Origin of the sequence: Dactylosporangium sp. NPDC050588 (assembly GCF_040654975.1) — a bacterium.
Lineage (GTDB): Bacteria > Actinomycetota > Actinomycetes > Mycobacteriales > Micromonosporaceae > Dactylosporangium > Dactylosporangium maewongense.
Genome location: NZ_JBFAJA010000092.1, coordinates 14,715 through 31,804, shown reverse-complemented (window position 1 = coordinate 31,804; position 17,090 = coordinate 14,715). Strand labels below are relative to the sequence as shown.

15 protein-coding genes are annotated in these 17,090 nt (G+C 71.3%); 5 read left to right on the top strand and 10 right to left on the bottom strand.

Annotated features, from left to right (window positions below; translation table 11 throughout):
- Position 1 precedes the first annotated feature (1 nt).
- Genes AB0I21_RS46285 through AB0I21_RS46265 form a run of 5 tightly spaced genes read left to right on the top strand, consistent with a single transcriptional unit; the run spans position 2 to position 4,762 of the window.
- The gene (locus AB0I21_RS46285; RefSeq protein WP_360570649.1) at positions 2-868 is read left to right on the top strand and encodes an SMP-30/gluconolactonase/LRE family protein; all 867 of its coding nucleotides are present in this window, start codon (positions 2-4) and stop codon (positions 866-868) included.
- On the top strand, positions 865-1,902 hold the full coding sequence (locus tag AB0I21_RS46280; protein WP_360570647.1) for an alcohol dehydrogenase catalytic domain-containing protein: 1,038 nt from the start codon (positions 865-867) through the stop codon (positions 1,900-1,902). The genes AB0I21_RS46285 and AB0I21_RS46280 overlap by 4 nt, the downstream gene beginning before the upstream one ends.
- Before the next feature lie 15 nt (positions 1,903-1,917).
- Positions 1,918-3,015 carry an alcohol dehydrogenase catalytic domain-containing protein gene (locus tag AB0I21_RS46275; RefSeq protein ID WP_360570645.1) on the top strand — a complete coding sequence of 366 codons (1,098 nt, stop codon included), beginning with the start codon at positions 1,918-1,920 and terminating at the stop codon, positions 3,013-3,015.
- Positions 3,016-3,026: 11 nt separating this feature from the next.
- A complete protein-coding gene (locus AB0I21_RS46270; protein WP_360570643.1) occupies positions 3,027-4,025 on the top strand; it encodes an alcohol dehydrogenase catalytic domain-containing protein in 999 nt (332 codons plus the stop codon).
- The gene (locus tag AB0I21_RS46265) at positions 4,022-4,762 is read left to right on the top strand and encodes an SDR family oxidoreductase (protein ID WP_360570641.1); all 741 of its coding nucleotides are present in this window, start codon (positions 4,022-4,024) and stop codon (positions 4,760-4,762) included. The genes AB0I21_RS46270 and AB0I21_RS46265 overlap by 4 nt, the downstream gene beginning before the upstream one ends.
- A gap of 61 nt (positions 4,763-4,823) precedes the next feature.
- Here the strand turns inward: AB0I21_RS46265 and AB0I21_RS46260 are convergent, their stop codons facing one another.
- The 10 genes from AB0I21_RS46260 to AB0I21_RS46215 all read right to left on the bottom strand — a co-directional run bounded on the left by AB0I21_RS46260 (position 4,824) and on the right by AB0I21_RS46215 (position 16,943).
- A complete protein-coding gene (locus tag AB0I21_RS46260; protein ID WP_360570639.1) occupies positions 4,824-5,702 on the bottom strand; it encodes a slipin family protein in 879 nt (292 codons plus the stop codon).
- A 231-nt stretch (positions 5,703-5,933) separates the two neighbouring features.
- Entirely contained in the window at positions 5,934-7,460 is a 1,527-nt protein-coding gene (locus AB0I21_RS46255; RefSeq protein WP_360570637.1) for a M1 family metallopeptidase, read from the bottom strand.
- A 216-nt stretch (positions 7,461-7,676) separates the two neighbouring features.
- Positions 7,677-8,657: a DUF2804 domain-containing protein gene (locus AB0I21_RS46250; protein ID WP_360570635.1), complete on the bottom strand. Its 981-nt coding sequence runs from the start codon at positions 8,655-8,657 to the stop codon at positions 7,677-7,679.
- Between the two features lie 47 nt (positions 8,658-8,704).
- Positions 8,705-9,949: an iron-containing alcohol dehydrogenase gene (locus tag AB0I21_RS46245; RefSeq protein WP_360570634.1), complete on the bottom strand. Its 1,245-nt coding sequence runs from the start codon at positions 9,947-9,949 to the stop codon at positions 8,705-8,707.
- A gap of 54 nt (positions 9,950-10,003) precedes the next feature.
- Entirely contained in the window at positions 10,004-11,464 is a 1,461-nt protein-coding gene (locus AB0I21_RS46240) for an NAD-dependent succinate-semialdehyde dehydrogenase (RefSeq protein WP_360570632.1), read from the bottom strand.
- A 113-nt stretch (positions 11,465-11,577) separates the two neighbouring features.
- A complete protein-coding gene (locus tag AB0I21_RS46235) occupies positions 11,578-12,654 on the bottom strand; it encodes an ABC transporter ATP-binding protein (protein WP_360570630.1) in 1,077 nt (358 codons plus the stop codon).
- Positions 12,654-13,721, bottom strand: a complete 1,068-nt coding sequence (locus AB0I21_RS46230) for an ABC transporter ATP-binding protein (RefSeq protein WP_360570628.1) — start codon at positions 13,719-13,721, stop codon at positions 12,654-12,656. The genes AB0I21_RS46235 and AB0I21_RS46230 overlap by 1 nt, the downstream gene beginning before the upstream one ends.
- Entirely contained in the window at positions 13,721-14,632 is a 912-nt protein-coding gene (locus AB0I21_RS46225; protein ID WP_360570626.1) for a carbohydrate ABC transporter permease, read from the bottom strand. The genes AB0I21_RS46230 and AB0I21_RS46225 overlap by 1 nt, the downstream gene beginning before the upstream one ends.
- Positions 14,632-15,582: a sugar ABC transporter permease gene (locus tag AB0I21_RS46220; RefSeq protein ID WP_360570624.1), complete on the bottom strand. Its 951-nt coding sequence runs from the start codon at positions 15,580-15,582 to the stop codon at positions 14,632-14,634. The genes AB0I21_RS46225 and AB0I21_RS46220 overlap by 1 nt, the downstream gene beginning before the upstream one ends.
- The gene (locus tag AB0I21_RS46215) at positions 15,579-16,943 is read right to left on the bottom strand and encodes an extracellular solute-binding protein (RefSeq protein WP_360570622.1); all 1,365 of its coding nucleotides are present in this window, start codon (positions 16,941-16,943) and stop codon (positions 15,579-15,581) included. The genes AB0I21_RS46220 and AB0I21_RS46215 overlap by 4 nt, the downstream gene beginning before the upstream one ends.
- Positions 16,944-17,090: the final 147 nt, after the last annotated feature.

Genomic DNA, 17,090 nt, shown 5'->3' with positions numbered 1-17,090 from the left:
CATGCCTTCGCACCTGCACGCGCTGCCCTCGTATCGGCCGGCGGCGGACGAGACGCTCGACACGCGGTGCGTGCTCGGCGAGAGCCCGCTGACGATGCCAGGGACCGGCACCCTGCATTGGGTCGACGCCGGGCGCGGTGTGCTGCACACCTACCGGGCCGGGGTGCGCAGCGAGGTGCGCGTCACCGGCGGCGTCCTGGCGGCCGTGGTCGCCGGCGCGGATGGCGAACCCGTCCTCGTCGTCGACCGGCAGATCCGGCTCGCCTCCGGCCGGATCGTCGCCGAGCTGCCGGACGACCCGGCGGGCGTGCGGTGCAACGACGCGAAGGCCGGCCCGGACGGGCGGCTGTGGACCGGCACCGTCGTGCCCGATACCCCCGGCGGCGGCGCGCTGTGGTCGGTCGACGCCGCGGGCACGACGGTCCGGCACTGGGACGGCGTCAGCCACGGCAACGGCATCGCCTGGGACCCGCTCGGCGAGACGCTGTACGTCGTCGACAGCGGCCCCGGCACCCTGTCACGGGCCCCGTTCCGCGACGGAGACCCCGGCCCACCGGAGGTGATCCTCACCATCCCGCGGGCACAGGGCATCCCCGACGGGCTCACCGTCGACGCCGGCGGGGACCTGTGGCTGGCCGTCTGGGGCGGGCACTGCGTGCTGCGGCTGCGTCCCGACGGCACCCCGGCGGGCCGGATCGACCTGCCCGAACGCAATGTCACCTCCTGTGCGTTCCACGCCGGACGGCTCGCCGTCACCACCGCGGCCGACGACGTCGATCCCACCGCGCCCGGCGGCGCGGTCCACCTGCTCGACCTGGGGCGGCAGGGGCCGCCCGGCCACCATTTCGGTGAGAGGAGCGCCCGATGACCGGGCCGCACGACGAGATGACGCAGGTCTGGATCACCGGACCGGAGACGGTCGAGGTCCGGCGGGTGCCGGTGCCCGAGCCCGGGCCGGGAGAGGTGCTCGTCGCCACCGCCTACGCCGGCATCTGCGGCTCCGACCTGCACACGCTGAGGCGCGGCCATCCGTGGCTGCCGTACCCGATCCGGCCCGGCCACGAGGCCTCCGGGTTGACGGTCGCGGTCGGCGCCGGGGTGACCGCGTTCGCCCCCGGCGATCCGGTCTACCTGCGTCCGGCCGTCGCCTGCGGCGACTGCTTCTACTGCGGGCGCGGCAAGGAGAATCTCTGCGTCAACCTCGTCGGCATCGGCTCGCACCGGCCGGGCGCCTTCGCCGATGCCTTCACCGTCCCGGTCGCCGCGCTGGCCCGGGTCCCCGGCGGGGTCTCGCTGACCGCCGCGGCGATGATCGAGCCGCTCGCCACCGCCGTGCATGCGACCGGCATCGCCGGCCCACTCAGCGGCGCCACCGTGGCGATCCTCGGCGGCGGCTCGATCGGCCAGTCCGTCCTCCTCGCCGCCCGCGCCGCCGGGGCCGCCGCCGTCGTCGTCACGGACCCGGTGCCCGGCAAACGGGATCTCGCCAGCGGTCTCGGCGCGACCGCGACCTTCGACCCGGCCGGCCCGGCGCTGTCCGCCGGCATCCGCACCGCGCTCGACGGCCGCCCCGACGTGGTCTTCGACTGTGTGGCGAGCGCCGCCTCCCTCGGCGACGCCGTGGACCTCGCCACCCGCGGCGGCCGCGTGGTCGTCGTCGGGGTCGGCCACGGCCCGCTCACCGTGGCCATCGAGACCATCCAGGACCAGGAGGTCAGCGTCGCCGGATCGGCCATGTACCTGCCGGCCGACTTCGCCGCCGCGGAGCGCCTCGTCGCCGCCGGCGGTGCCGTCGAACGGCTGGTCACCGCGACCCGACCGCTGACCGATGCGCGGGCCGCGCTCGCCGCCGCTGGAGCGGGCGCCGACGTGAAGATTCAGTTGACCGGTCCGGCAGCCTGAACAGGAGTGTGTCCCATGCAGGTCCCTACCCCTGTGCTCTTCCGCGCAGGCTCGCCGCACGAGGTCGTCGCGGTCGATGTCGACGAACCCCGCGCCGGCGAGGTCCGCGTCCGGATGGCCGCTTCCGGCGTCTGCCACAGCTGCCTGTACGCGATGGACGGCCAGCACGCCGGAATCCCCATGCCCATCGTGCTCGGTGACGAGGGCGCCGGCGTCGTGGAGTCGGTCGGGCCCGGCGTGACCACCGTTGTCCCGGGCGACCACGTCGTCGTCTCCTGGGCACCCGGCTGCGGCCGCTGCCGGACCTGCCGCCAGGGGCTGCCGGCCCTGTGCGGGGACCAGCCGCCGCTGGGCCGCATGGGCGACGGCGAGACCCGCTACCACCTCGACGGCGCCGACGTGTACCACTACGGCCCCGCGACCAACGCGCCGCTCGCGGTCCTGCACGAGCGGGCCGTCGTCCCGGTCAGCCCGAAGATCCCGCTCGACCTGGCCGCGATGATCGGCTGCGCGGTCGCCACCGGCGTCGGCGCGGTCCGTTCCACCGCCCGGGTCCGGCTGGGCGAGAGTATGGTCGTCGTCGGCTGCGGCGGGATCGGCGCCAACGTCCTGCACGCCGGCGCCCTGGCCGGTGCGTATCCGATCGTGGCCGTCGACGTCGTCCCCGGGAAGTTCGACACGCTACGCGCGATCGGCGCCACCCACTGCGTCGACGCCACCGCACCCGACGCGCTCGACCAGGTGCTGGCGGCGACCGGCGGCGGCGCCGACTTCGCGTTCGTCACCACCAGCGCCGCACCCGCATTCGGCCTCGCCCTGCGCAGCCTGGCCCGGCGGGGCACCTGCGTGCTGATCGCCGGCTACCCCGACGACACGACGGTCGCCTTCGACCCTGGCCACCTGCTCAACGGCGAACGCCGGATCATCGCGTCGAAGTACGGGTCCTCGAACCCGCCCGTCGACTTCCCTGACCTGGTCGACCTGTACCTGGCGGGCCGGCTCCCGCTCGCCGACATGGTGTCCGGCCGGTGGGGAGTACACCAGGTCGACGAGGCATACGACGCACTGCGCCGTGGCGAGGCCACCCGCGGCCTCATCGTCTTCGACTCGTGAAGGAGGGTGACATGCGCGCAGTGGTGGTGACCGGACCCGGACAGCTGAGCCTCGAACACCTGCCCGATCCCGCACCGGACCGCGACGGCGTCGTCGTCGCGGTGCGCTCCTGCGGCATCTGCGGCACCGATCTGCACCTCGTCGCCGGCGACCTCGGCAGTGACCGCTTCCCGCTGGTGCCGGGGCACGAGCCCTGGGGTGAAGTGGTCGCGGTCGGCGCCGGCGTCACCGGCTTCGCCCCCGGCGACCTCGTCGCCGTCGACCCGTCCCTGCACTGCGGCCGCTGCGACCCGTGCCGCCGAGGCCGCGGCAACATGTGCACCGACTGGCGCGCGATCGGCGCCACCGAGCCCGGCGCGTGGGCCGAGTTCACCCCGGCACCGGCCGCCAACCTGTACCGGCTGCCGGAGACGTTTCCGTTCGCCGTCGCCCCGCTTGCCGAGCCGGTCGCCTGCGCCGTTCGCGGCCTGGAACGACTCGCCGCCAGACCCGACGAGCCTGTCGTCATCTTCGGTGCCGGCACCATGGGCATGGTCCTGGCCGTCCTGCTCGACCTGCGCGGCGTCGGCCCGGTGACCCTCGTCGACGTCAACCCCGCCCGCCGGGCACTCGCCGCCCGGCTCACCGGAGCCACGGTCTGCGCACCGGAGGAGGTCGCAGGCCTGCGCGCGCCGTGGGTCATCGAGGCCACCGGCAACCCGGCAGCGTTCGGCCAGGCCCTCGCCTGCGTCGCGCGGGCTGGCACCCTGCTCGTCTTCGGCGTCGCGTCACCCACGGCGACGGCCGAGGTGTCCCCGTACCGGATCTACGCCGACGAGCTGACCATCGTCGGCTCGATGGCGATCCTGCGCAGCTTCCCGGCCGCGATCGACACCATCGGCCGCCACCCCGAACGTCTGGCGCCCCTGGTGACGGACACCTTCGCGCTCGAACGCTTCGACGACGCGCTGCGCACGGTCAGCGAGGGCCGCAGCGTCAAGACGGTCCTGTCCCCGGCGGCGACACCGTGACCGGCCGCGTCCTGGTCACCGGCGCCCGTCGCGGCATCGGCGCCGCCGCCGCCCGGGCCCTGGCCGCTTCCGGCACGACGGTCGTGCTGCACCACCTCGGCGCGCCGCTGGAGATCGCGATGGTCGCGGCGCAGTGCCGCGACCTCGGCGGCGAGGTGCTGGTCCTCGAGGCCGACCTGTCCGTCGCCGCGGACGTCGCCGCCCTGGCAAAGGCGGCCGGACCGGTGGACGTCCTGGTCAACAACGCTGCCCGCGCCTCGAACGTCGGGCTCGACGCGTTGAGCATCGCCGAGTGGAATGCCACTTTCGCGGTGAACGTGACCGCGCCGATGCTGCTCGCGCAGGCGTTGGCGCCGGGCATGGCGACCCGTGGTACCGGCCGGATCATCAACATCACCTCGGCGACCGTGCGGATGGGCGGCCCGTCCGGCCCGTCGTACGTGGCGAGCAAGGCCGCGCTGGTCGGCCTGACCCGGTCCCTGGCGCGGACCCTGGGCCCGTCCGGCGTGACCGTCAACGCGATCTCGCCGGGCGCGATCATGACGGAGAGCGAGGTCGAACTGGCGGCGGGCCGGACCCCGGCGGAGATCGACGCGGAGGTGTTCGAGCGGCAGGCCCTGCGCCGCCGCCTGGTTCCCGACGACCTGATGGCCGCGGTGCGCTGGTTGGCCGGCGACGGCGCCGCCGGCGTCACCGGCCAGGTCATCGAGGTCGGCGGCGGCCTCGTCTACCGGTAGCGCGCGGCGCTCCCGAGGACCTGTCGTCCTCGCGGGTGAAGCGGTCCGCAACGGTGCCGCTCTACGTCCTTGCGATGTGTGCGGCGTCGAAACTCGGGTTGCCCATTTCGCGGCCGCGCAGGCCGGCGCGCGGCGTGGACTCGGACAACTCGGTGGCGTGCGCCGTCTCTGATGCCGGGGCCGGGACTCGCACCGACTCCGGCTTGTCCAGAAAGCGCAGCAGTTCGACTGGGAACGGCAGGACCAGCGTCGAGTTCTTCTCGGCCGCCACCTCGACCACCGTCTCCAACAGCCGCAATTGCAACGCGGTCGGCGTCTGCGCCATCGCGGCCGCGGCGTCGGCGAGCTTGTGCGACGCCTGCAGCTCACCGTCCGCGGTGATGATCCGCGCGCGCCGCTCGCGCTCCGCCTCGGCTTGCCGGGACATCGAGCGTTTCATCGACTCCGGCAGCGAGACATCCTTGATTTCCACCCGGTCGATGTGGACGCCCCAATCGATCGCCGGGCTGTCGATCATGACTTCCAGGCCTTGATTGAGCCGCTCGCGATTGGTCAACAGCTCGTCGAGGTCGCTCTTGCCGATGATCGAGCGCAACGACGTCTGTGCCACCTGGAGGACCGCGAACATGTAATCCTGCACGTTGACGACGGCGCGGACCGGGTCGGTGACCCGGAAGTACACCACCGCGTCGACTGTGACGGTCACGTTGTCCCGGGTGATCCCGTCCTGTGCCGGGACCGGCATGGTGACGATCTGCAGGTTCACTTTCTGCAACCGGTCCAGCAACGGCACGATCAAGGTCAGGCCGGGCCCACGCGTCGTGTCTCGCAGACGGCCGAGCCGGAAAATCAGACCACGCTCGAATTGCCGGACGATCCGGACGCTGGCCACAAACCCGGCCATCGCCAACAGCAGCACCGTGATGAGGAATGGACCCATGGCATGTCGCCACCATCCGTGCGCGTCTAGGTCTCCACGGTCACTATAGCGCGGCGTGCGTGGTGCGCTTCGATGTGCCGCAGCGTCGTGTAGCGCCGCGCTCCGCCGGGGTGGAAACCCCCGCACCTGGCCGTTGTAGACCGCGATGGCGCGCACGGGGAACGACGCCATCGTGTCTGTCTCGATCTTGCCGATCGGCGAACGCAACAGAACACGGCGGTGCGGCTCCGATCACCGGCCGCAGCCCGCCATGATGCGGGGTGGAAGGCCTGCCGGCGGTGCGCAGCCTCCGCCGGCCGTCGCCGGGCCGGCGAGCGCCACCGGTGCCGGGTCCGGGTTCGGAGGCTTCTGCGGGCCGGCGAGCCAGTCCATGATGAACGGCCGCAGGTCCCGTCCGGCGACGCGGGAGGCGAGCGCGGCGAACTGTTCGGTGGAGCCGTTGGCGTACCGGCGTTCCGCTGCCCACGTGCGCAGGATCCGGAAGAACGTGGCGTCGCCGACGTGCATGCGCAGGGCGTGCAGGGTCATGGCGCCGCGGGTGTACGCCGAGAGCCCCCACGGCCGCTCACCGGCCGGATCGTAGGCGGGCGCCCAGAACGGGTGGTCGATCGGGAACTCGTAGAACTGGTTGAACTCGTGCTGCACGGTGAACCAGCCGTCGTGCTCGCCCCACATCCACTCGCCGTAGGTGGCGAAGCCCTCGTTGAGCCAGGTGTCGTACCAGTTGGCCACCGACACGCTGTCGCCGAACCACTGGTGGGTGAGCTCGTGCGCGACGACCGTCGCCTGGTACCTGCTGGTGCCGGACGTGAAGTACGAGGCGGGGTACGTCGGCCGGGTCTGGGTCTCCAGCGCGAACCACAGCGTGTCGGCCCGGTCGACGATCGCGCCGTTGGCCTCCATCGGGTACGCGCCGAACAGGGTCTCCAGGTAGTCGGTGATCTCGTCGGTGCGTCCGACGACCGGGTCGGCGACCTCCGGGGCGAGCGCGGCGTCGACGGCGATCACGGTCGGCCGCCCGTCGTGCAGGTGCTGATCGACGCGGAACCGGCCGACCGCCATCGTGCTCAGGTAGCTGGCGACCGGAGTGAGCGCCGCCCACCGCCACGTCGTCCAGCCGTCGCGGGTGGACGAGCCGAGCGGCACGCCGTTGCCGATCGCGGTCAGCCCCTCGGGCACCGTCAGGCGCATCGAGTAGGTCGCCTTGTCCCGCGGGTGGTCGTTCACCGGGAACCACAGCGTCGCGGACTCCGGCTCGCCGGCGATGATCGCGCCGTCGTCGGTGCGGATGAAGCCGTACTCGTACGCCGGCTCGCCGGGGATGTCGCTCGGGTAGCTGTACCGGACCGGCACCCCGTGGTAGCGCACATCGACGGTGAACGGCTGCCCCTTGCGCAGGCCCCGGGCCGGGGTGATGACCAGCTCACCGCCGTCGCGGGTCCAGGCCGCGGGACGGTCGTTGACGCGGATCGCGTCGACGGCCAGGCCGGTCAGGTCGAGGTCGAAGCGGGACAGGTGCTGAGTGGCGGCGGCGAGGATCGTGGCGTGGCCGGTCAGCTCGTCGGTGGCCGGGGCGTAGCGCACGTCGAGGTCGTAGTGGCGCACGTCGTAGCCGCCGTTGCCCGACAGCGGGTAGTGCGGGTCGCCGAGCCCGGGCGCGCCCGGGGTGAAGGTTACGGGTGCGGCGGCCGCGGCAGGTGCCACCGGCGCGAGCCCGAGCAGCGTGGCAAGGCTCGCCGCGGCAAGACGTCTTCCCATCGATGTACCCCCCGTGGTCTCGTGGATGTCGTCACTCGGAAGGACCGTTGAAGCATCGACGAGGTTGCACGGGTGCGGGCTCCGACAAAGAACTGACGTCGTGCCCGCGATCCCGGCCGGGGTGAGCGCGACCGTCCACACGCAACTGTCCGACGTGGAGGATGAGCTCCACGGCCTACGACCGGCGCGTGGTCGGCAGGTCAACGCCCGGCTGCGCTACCAGCGGTTGTGAGCCTCCTCGGCCCACCCGACCAGGCCGTCCAGACTCACCCGGCCGCCGTCGTCCGCCTGGACCCAGCCGGAGAAGTGTCCGAAGCACTGGTGGGTCTCATTGGCCACGATGCCGAGGTTGGTGCGCGCGATCTTCTCGTGGAACGGGTGGAACTCCACCTCGACCCGGTCGCCGCTGATCCGCCACGGCCGCAGCCAGTCGCGGCGGTCGTAGCTCCAGCGCAGTTCGGCGCCGAGCTTGTGCAGCCGCCCGCCGGCGATGAGCGCGTTCTCGGTCGAGCCGGTACCGTCGGTCCACTTGCCGCCGAGCTGGATCGACACGCCCGGCGCGCTGCCGGCCGCCCAGTTCCACCGGATCGCGTACGGCCATTTGCCCCGGCCGTGGTCGAGCACGGCGAACGAGTCCTCCCCGGCCACGGCGTGCGCCGTGCCGTTCACCCGCAGCGAGCCGTGCACCGGACGGCCGACGTCCTTGACCGTGTACTGGAACCGGCGAGCGCTCCACGGGACCACGACGCCGAGCGACTCGTGGCCGGGCGGCAGCGGCACGATGAGGTCGATCTCGACGCCGGGTGCGGTGGCGCGGATCGTGCTGCCCTCGGGGGTCTGGTCGATGTCGATCGACAGGCCGGCGCCGCGCACGCTCGCGGTGCCCGCGCCGCTGACGGGCGGCAGTTCGGCGCCGCGGGCGAAGGGGACCACCGCGTCCTTGCTGACCTCGACCTTCGTTGCGCGGTCGAGCACGTAGACGCCGTGCACGCCGGCGTAGTCCAGCGACGATGCGACGAGGCCGACGATGTGGGTGGGCGTGACGATCCCCCAGTACTCCCAGCGCTTGGCCCTTCCCCAGCCGCGCAGGTTCGCCCGGTGCAGCGGCCGGCGGGTCCAGCCGACCGCCGCGGGGTTGAGCCGCCCGTTCGGCAGGCACAGGTCGACCGGCTCGACGATCTCCTTCTCGTGCGTCACGAGGGCAGCGTAGCCGCCTTGACGAGCAGGCGACGGAGCAGTTCGGGTCAGATGCTGGGTCTGGTGGGGAGCCGGGGCCTGTGTCGGGTCCGGTCCCCGAGCCAGGCCGCTTCGAGGATCGCGGTGAGGCTGGCGGTGTCGGTCGGGCCTGGGTGGTTCTGCATCAAGCGGGTGATGCCGCCGGCCGTCTCCGCGAAGCGTGGGAGGTCGGCGCGTGCCACCCCGATGTCCGCCAAGGTGGCAGGCATGCCGATGTCGGCGAGGAGCCCGTCGAGCCAGGTGAGGAACGCATCTGCGCCCTCGGCATCCGAGGCGTCGGTCACGTCGAGCCCGCACACGCCGGCGAGGATGGTCAGCCGGTCGTCGATGGCGTCCCTGGCCGCGTCCAGCGCGTAGGGCAGCAGCAGCCCGACGCCCAGGCCGTGCGGCGTGTGGGTGGCCGCGCCGATGAGGTACTGGAAAGCGTGCGGGGCAGCGTTGCCGGCGTGGGAGAAGGCGATTCCGGCGAGCATCGACCCGTAGGACATGTCTGCGCGCGCGTCCGTGTCGCCTCCGTCCCTGACGGCGCGGCGCAGGCTGCGGGCGATCCGCTCCGCGGCCAGCAGCGCGTAGTGGTCGGTGATCGGGTTGCGGCCGAGGAAGACCTGTTCCACCGGGTCGCGCGGGCTGTGGGCACGGGGGCGCGCGGTGAAGCTCTCCACCGCGTGACAGAACGCGTCGATGCCGGAGTGGGCGGTGACGGTCGCGGGGCAGGTGTAGGTGAGCTCGGGGTCCACGATGGCGAAGTCGGGCACGATGTGGACGCTGGAGACCCCCACCTTCAGCGCGCGGTCCGGGTCGGTCAGCACCGAGACCGGCGTGAGCTCCGAGCCGGTGCCTGACGTGGTCGGGACCGCGACGAGAGGAATCGTCGGCCCCGGCACCTTCGACTCGCCGTAGAAGTCGCGTGGCGTGCCGCCGTGGCGCCGGATGACGCCGACGATCTTGGCGAGGTCGATCACCGTACCGCCGCCGATGGCGAGGATCACGTCGGCGTTCACCTCCGCGGCGACCGAGACGGCCAGGGCGACGTCGGAGAGTGGCACGTCCGGGGTGGCGTCGGCGAACACCGCGACGACCTTGGCCTTCTCCCGTACGGCGGCCACGATCTCGGCGACGCCCGGCTGTCCCAGCAGAATCCGGTCGGTCACGATGAGGACCCGGGAGCCGCACTCGGCCACCACGCGCGGGATGTTCTGCGCGACCCCTTCGCCCACGATCAGCTGGCGTGGTCCGCGGACGGTCTCAAGCATGTCAGGGCCTCTCTGGAACGTCGGCGGCGATGTGCTGGGCGGACGGCGAGCCGGTCACGGCAGGTCGATCGCCGCGTAGGTGACGTCGAGGTACTCGCGGATGCCCTCGTGCGAGCCCTCCTTGCCGATCCCGGACTGCTTCACGCCTCCGAACGGAGCTGACGGGTCCGAGATCAGGCCACGGTTGACGCCGAGCATCCCCGTCTGCAGTCCTTCGGTGAACCGCAGCGCCCGTTGGAGGTCCCGGGTGAAGACGTATCCGACCAGGCCGTACTCGGTGTCGTTGGCCTTGGCCAGCACCTCGTCGTCGGACGTGAACGACATGATCGGCGCCACCGGGCCGAAGATCTCCGCCTGCAGCATCCGCGCGTCGTCGGGCACGTCGACGAGGACCGTCGGCGGGTAGAAGTGGCCCGGCCCGTCCGGGCGCTCGCCGCCCACCAGGACGCGGGCGCCGCGGTCGACCGCGTCGGCGACGAGCTCGTCGATCTTGGCGACCGAGGGCTCGTCGATCAGCGCCCCGACGTCCACGCCGTCGTCGAGGCCGTGGCCCACCGAGAGCGCGGCCATCCGCTCGGCGAAGCGCGCCACGAACTCCTCGTGCACCGGCTCCTCGACGTAGATCCGGTTGGCCGCGATGCAGGATTCCCCGAGGTTGCGCATCTTGGCCACCATGGCGCCGTCGACCGCGACGTCCAGGTCCGCGTCGGCGCACACGATCAGGGCCGCGTTGCCGCCCAGTTCCATGGAGGTGCGCAGCACGTTGTCCGCCGCCTGGCGCAGCAGCACGCGCCCGACCTCGGTCGACCCGGTGAACGAGAGCTTGCGGGTCCGGCGGTCTGCCAGCAGCGCTGAGACGACCGCGCCGGCACGCTTGGTGGTGACCACGTTGACGACGCCCGGGGGAACGCCGACCTCCTCCATGATGCGGGCCAGCAACAGCATGGTGAGTGGTGTCTGGGCGGCCGGCTTGGTGATCGTCGTGCAGCCCGCCGCCAGCGCGGGAGCGATCTTTCGGGCACCCATGGCCAACGGGAAGTTCCAGGGCGTCACGAAGACGCACGGCCCGACCGGCTTCGGCACGGTGAGGATGCGGTACCCGCCGGCCGGAGCGGTGTTGTAGCGCCCCTCGACGCGTACCGCCTCCTCGGCGAACCAGCGGAAGAACTCGGCGCCGTAGGTCACCTCCCCGCGGGCCTCGGCGAGCGTCTTGCCCATCTCGAGCGTGATCAACCGGGCGACCTCCTCGGACCGTTCGGTCAGTGCCCGGTACGTCGCGGTCAGCAGCTCCGATCGTTTTCGCGGCGGGGTCGCCGCCCACTGCGCCATCGCCGTGCTCGCCGCGTCCAGAGCGGCGAGCCCGTCGGCGACGCCGGCGTCCGCCACCTCGGCGATGGTCTTGCCGGTGGCCGGGTCCTCGACGGCGAAGGTGGCTCCGCCGGCGGCGTCGCGCCAGGCGTCGCCGATCCGGAGCCGCCGGTGCTCGGGGGCCAGGACGTCCATCGGGTCACGCATTGGGGGTCGCCTCCTGTGACGTTCGTGGTGATGGGCAGCGTGAGCTCAGCAGGTCGCGCCACGCGCGTTGAGGAAACGGCGCACCGGTGACGGTCCGCCGGGGCGCTACGCGGCTACCTGCCTGCCTCGGACAGCGCCAGCCCGGTGTCCGCGTCGAACAGGTGCGCCCGGTCCAGGTCGACCGTGACGCGCAGCCGCTCGCCCGGCGTGCCGGTGACGGTGGGCCGGGCCTTGACCTTGAGCATCTCCGTCCCCACTCGGACGTCGACCACGGTCCGGTCGCCGAGCGGTTCGAGCCCGTAGAGCTCACCCTCCAGTGACGCGTCCCCGCGCTGCTCGACGGACAGGTCCTCGGCGCGTACGCCCAGCAGCAGCGGACGACCGTCCTCGGCCGTGGTCCAGCGGGGCCGCGGCAGGGTCCAGCCTGCGGCCCCGACCAGGCGGTCTCCCTCGGCGTGGCAGGCGAGCAGGCTGATCCGCGGGCTTCCGACGAAGCCCGCGACCCACTGGTTGGCCGGCCGCTCGTACACCTCGGTCGGTGTCCCGACCTGTTGCACCGTGCCCTCCTTGAGGACCGCGATCTGGTCGGCCATGGACAGGGCCTCGACCTGGTCGTTGGTCACGTAGACGAACGTCGCCCCGAGGCTGCGGTGGATGCGGGTGAGCTCGGTGCGCATCTCGACGCGGAGCTTGAGGTCGAGGTTCGTCAGCGGCTCGTCCATGAGGAACGCGCGGGGGCGGCGGACCAGCGCCCGGGCGAGGGCGACCCGCTGCATCTCGCCGCCGGACAGTTGTGCGGGACGGCGCCGCAGCAGCCGTTCGATGTGCAGCAGTTTCGCCACCTGCTCGACGGCGGCGGCGATCTCGCCGGTTGTCTTGCGGCGTGCCCGCAACGGTGAGGCGATGTTCTCGTACACCGTGTGCCGCGGGTAGAGGGCGTAGCTCTGGAAGACCATGGCCAGGTCGCGTGCGGCCGGTTCGTCGCCGGTCGCGTCCCTGCCGTCCAGGTGGACCGATCCGGCGTCGAGCTTGTCCAGGCCGGCGATCGCTCGCAGGGTCGTCGTCTTGCCTGCCCCGGAGGGCCCGAGCACGACGAAGAACGAGCCGTCGGGGACGTCCAGTGTCACCCCGTCCAGGGCCTGGACCTCACCGAAGGACTTGCGCAGCCCGTGTACTGCCACGGTTCCCATCAGGCCACCAGCTCTTCCGTGCTCACGTCGTAGACCGTCGGGGTGCCGCCGGAGTGCCGCAGCCCGACCGGTGCGTCAACGGCGAAACGGATCGTCGGTGGCATCCGGACGCGGACGTCGCGCCGGCCACCGTGGTCGATCACGTAGATGATCTCGTCGCCCAGCCCTTCCGCCGCGACGACCCGGGCCGGGACGGAACGTTCCGCCCCTGGTGCGGTGACTTCGAGCGCCTCCGGCCGGACGCCTGCGATGAGGCCGCGGTCGCGCGGCACGCCCGGCGGTGGCGTGAGGTCCAGCCCGCCCTGGCTGCGCAGCTTCCCGTCGGCCACCTCCACCTCGATGAGGTTCATCGGCGGGGAGCCGATGAACGCGGCGCAGAACAGGCTCGCGGGACGGTCGTAGACCTCCAGCGGTGTGCCGATCTGCTCGACGCGGCCCTTGTTGAGGATGGCGATCCGGTGACCGAGCGACATCGCCTCGACCTGGTCATGGGTGACGTAGACCATCGTCGTGCCGAGCTGCCCCTGCAGGTGTTTGATCTCCGTGCGCATGTCCGCTCTCAGTTCCGCGTCCAGGTTGGTGAGCGGTTCGTCCATGAGGAATGCGCGCGGTCGCCGTACGAGGGCACGAGCGAGCGCGACGCGCTGCTGCTCCCCGCCGGACAGCCGGCGCGGCCGCCGGTCCATGAGCGGGCCGAGTCGCATCAGCCTGGCGGCCTCGTCGACCCGCTTGCGGACCTCCGGCTCGGGCAGTCCCTCGGCCCGCAGTGGGAACGCCAGGTTGTCGCGGGTCCGCAGATGCGGGTAGAGCGCGTAGAACTGGAACACCATGGCGATGTCGCGCTCGGCGGGCGGCAGGTCGTTGACCAGTGTGTCGCCGATGCGGATGTCGCCGGTCGTCTGCCGCTCCAGGCCGGCGATGGCCCGCAGCGTGGTCGTCTTGCCGCAGCCGGAAGGGCCGAGCATCACGAACAGCTCGCCGTCGCCGATGGACAGGTCCACGTGGTCGACCGCGACCGTCCCGTCCGGGTAGCGCTTGTGCAGCGCGGTGACCTCGATGCCGGCCATCAGCGTCGCACCGCCCCGAGCGTCACGCCGGCGATGAGGTGTTTGCGCACCAGGTAGGCGAAGACGAGCACCGGTAGGGCGAACACCACGGAGGCGGCGGCGACGAGACCCCAGTCGACGGTGGTGCCGCCGATGAGGCCGGCGATGGCGGGCGGGGCGGTCCGCACGTCGTCGCTGGAGGTGAGGAAGATGGCGAACACGAACTCGTTCCAGGAGAAGATGAGGGCGAAGACCGCCGTCGCGGCGATGCCGGGCACGAGCAGGGGGAGGGTGAATTTCCGGAACGCCTGCAGGCGGGTGTAGCCGTCGAGCATGGCGGCGTCCTCGTACTCCGCGGGGACCTCGTCGACGAACCCCTTCATCATCCAGATCGTGAACGGGACGTTGAATGCGGTGTAGATGAGGATCAGGCCGAGCTGGGTGTTGATGAGCCCGACCTGGCGGTACATGAGGAAGATCGGGATCACGACCACCACGGGCGGCATGAAGCGGGTGGACAGGATGAAGAACAGCTGGTCCTTCTTGGCCTTCATGGCGAAGCGTGAGTAGGCCCAGGCCGCCGGGACCCCCAGCACGGTGGCCAGCACCGTGGAGACGCCGGCGACCACGACGGAGTTGAGGAACGAGACCGACAGGCCCGAGCGGCCGTTGCCGGAGGAGACGAACACGTCCTTGACGTGGTCCATGGTGACGGTGAAGTCGAAGAACTTGGCCGGCACGGCGTAGACGTCCCGGTTCTGCTTGATCGACGTCTCGATCATCCACAGCACCGGGAAGAGCATGACGACGGCCAGCACGGTCAGCAGCACGACCTCCAGAACGGCGCGACCCCGGCCGCCGAAGCGGCGTGTGGGTGGCGTGTGGTCCCGGACCGGACCGGTGGACACGGCCTCGTCGACGGAGACGGCCATCAGTCCTCCTTGAGCTTGTTCAGGTAGCGCAGGTAGAGCTGCGTGAGGACGATGACGACGAGAACCATGAGGATCCCGTAGGCCGAGGCGGTTCCGGTGTTGAAGCCCAGGAACGCGACCTTGTAGACGTGGAACGACAACGTCTCGGTCGACACCCCCGGACCTCCGCTGGTGAGGATGTAGACGAGGTCGAACTGCCGGAAGGCCTCGATCGCCCGGAACAGCACGGCGATGAGCAGCAGCGGCCACACCAGCGGCAGCGTGATGGTGCGGAACCGGAACCACTCGGACGCCCGGTCGATCGAGGCGGCCTCGTACAGGTACTTGGGGACCGCGGTGAGGCCCGCGAGCGCGATGAGCATGATGAATGGCGTCCATTGCCAGGTGTCGACCACGATCAGGGAGAGCAGCGCCGTCCGCTGCCGGGTGAGCCACTCCACCTGCCCCAGGCCGAGCGAGCCGAGCATGCTGTTGACCACGCCGAACTGCGCGTCGAGCATGAACCGCCAGAACAGCCCGACCACGACCGGCGACAGCATCATCGGCACCAGGAACAGCGTGGTCAGCAGGCCCCGGCCGCGGGTGCGCCGGGAGATCAGGTAGGCGATGGCGAAACCGAGCACGGTCTGCAGGGCGACCGCGCCGGCAACGAAGATCAGCGTCGTCAGGGTTCGCTGGTGGACCTGCGGCGACGTCAGGATGGCGGTGTAGTTGCCGAACCCGATGAACTCGGCGGGCCCCCCGCGGGTGGCCGAGTAGTCGGTGAAGGACAGGTAGAGCGTCCACAGCAACGGAAACACCGACATGGCGAGCAGCAGCAGCAACGCGGGGGCGGTGAAGACCACGGCGAGCCCGCGGTCGCTCAGCCGGCGGGACCGGCCCCGCGCAGGCGGCGTCGCGGACGCCACCTGCCCGGAGTCGTCGGTCTTCAGCGGGACGGGGTCACTCACAGCCCGCCGCCGCCCTTGCGGTTGCTCGAGTCGAGCACCTTCTGCTGCTCCTTGGCGATGTCGTTGAGCGCGTCCTTCGGCTGCTTCGCGCCGTTGAGCGCCGCGTTCACGTTGGTGTTCTCGATGTCGACGAGGCGCGCGTACTCGGGCACGTTCCACATGTCCCGCATCCGCGGCACCGAGTCCGCGTACACCTGGTTGAACGGCGAGGCGTTGAGGAACTCGGGCGACTGCAATGCGTCCGTGCGCGACGGCACGCCACCGGCCGCGGCCCACTTCTTCTGGATGTCGGCCTGCTCGAACCACTTCATGAAGTTCAGGGCCTCCGCCTGGTTCGGCTTGGCGGAGTAGGCCGAGATGTGCATCCCCATGCCGCCGAGCGGCACCAGGTTCGTCTTCTGCGCCGGCAGGGTGGCGAAGCCGAGCTTGGTGAGGATCTGCTCCCGCGTGGTGCCGAGCGTCGACTGCTTCGGGTCGAGCAGGCCGCCGCTCGCAGCGATCCACTGGAACGCGATGCAGGCCTTGCCCTGGGCGACCGACGCGTTCACCTCGTCGATGAACCAGTTGCCGGATCCCTTGGCGGTCAACGGCTTCATCTTGTTGACCAGGACGTCCATCGCCTCCTGCCCGGCCTGGTCGTTGAGGACGCCGTCGATCTTGCGGTCCTTGGCGTTCCAGAGGTTGCCGCCGTAGACGCCGTTGACCGTGTTGTAGGTGACGGCCGCGGCATCGGAGCCGTTGGCCTGGTGGAACGCCAGCCCGCTGATGCCGGGGTTGTCCGCCTGGCACTTCTCGGCGGCCGAGATCATCTGGTCCCAGGTCTGCGGCGGCTTGTCGCCGATCAGGTCCTTGCGGTAGATCATCGTCCACGTGTCGCCGAGCAGCGGCAGGCCGTACAGGCTGGCGTTCTCGTCGCGCTTACCGGTCTCCGCCTGCGGGAACTGGCCGTAGGCCGCCAGCAGATACGGATTGTAGGCCTTGACGTCGATGTTCTTGTTGACGAAGTCGGTGATGTCGAGGATGTTGCCGTTCGTCACGGCCTCGCCGATGTGCTGCGAGTCCAGGATCGCGATGTCGAAGTCGGTCTTGCGCGCGGCGAACTGGGTGAACATCGCGTCGTGCCAGTTTGCGTTCGGTACGGTGTTGACCTTGATGGTGACGTTCGGCCGTTCCTTCTTGTACTCCGCGTTCGCGAACTCCTCCAGCGCGTGGGCGGGCGGCCAGTCGAACCAGATGAAGCTGAGGGTCAGCGGGTCCTGGGTGAGCGCCGGAATGCTCGCCGGCGCCTTGGGGGCGCCCGCCTTCGCGTCGTCGTCCTGGCCGCCGCACGCCGCCACGGTCGTGGCCAGCAGTAAGGCCACCGCCGCGAGCTGCGCCTTTCGGCCGGGGACGGACAGTCGTCCTGTTCGCTGTGGGTACCGCATCCTCTGCCTGCTTTCTCGGTGGGGACTTCGGGAGCGTTGCTGCGTGCTTCGCCGAGCAGGTGCCGGGGGTGTTCAGGCGTGTTG

Coding starts and splice junctions, on each gene's coding strand:
- AB0I21_RS46285 (WP_360570649.1), top strand. CDS start 2: ATGCCTTCGCACCTGCACGCGCTGCCCTCGTATCGGCCGGCGGCGGAC.
- AB0I21_RS46255 (WP_360570637.1), bottom strand. CDS start 7,460: ATGGGAAGACGTCTTGCCGCGGCGAGCCTTGCCACGCTGCTCGGGCTC.
- AB0I21_RS46235 (WP_360570630.1), bottom strand. CDS start 12,654: ATGGGAACCGTGGCAGTACACGGGCTGCGCAAGTCCTTCGGTGAGGTC.
- AB0I21_RS46245 (WP_360570634.1), bottom strand. CDS start 9,949: ATGCTTGAGACCGTCCGCGGACCACGCCAGCTGATCGTGGGCGAAGGG.
- AB0I21_RS46225 (WP_360570626.1), bottom strand. CDS start 14,632: ATGGCCGTCTCCGTCGACGAGGCCGTGTCCACCGGTCCGGTCCGGGAC.
- AB0I21_RS46280 (WP_360570647.1), top strand. CDS start 865: ATGACCGGGCCGCACGACGAGATGACGCAGGTCTGGATCACCGGACCG.
- AB0I21_RS46270 (WP_360570643.1), top strand. CDS start 3,027: ATGCGCGCAGTGGTGGTGACCGGACCCGGACAGCTGAGCCTCGAACAC.
- AB0I21_RS46240 (WP_360570632.1), bottom strand. CDS start 11,464: ATGCGTGACCCGATGGACGTCCTGGCCCCCGAGCACCGGCGGCTCCGG.
- AB0I21_RS46230 (WP_360570628.1), bottom strand. CDS start 13,721: ATGGCCGGCATCGAGGTCACCGCGCTGCACAAGCGCTACCCGGACGGG.
- AB0I21_RS46260 (WP_360570639.1), bottom strand. CDS start 5,702: ATGGGTCCATTCCTCATCACGGTGCTGCTGTTGGCGATGGCCGGGTTT.
- AB0I21_RS46275 (WP_360570645.1), top strand. CDS start 1,918: ATGCAGGTCCCTACCCCTGTGCTCTTCCGCGCAGGCTCGCCGCACGAG.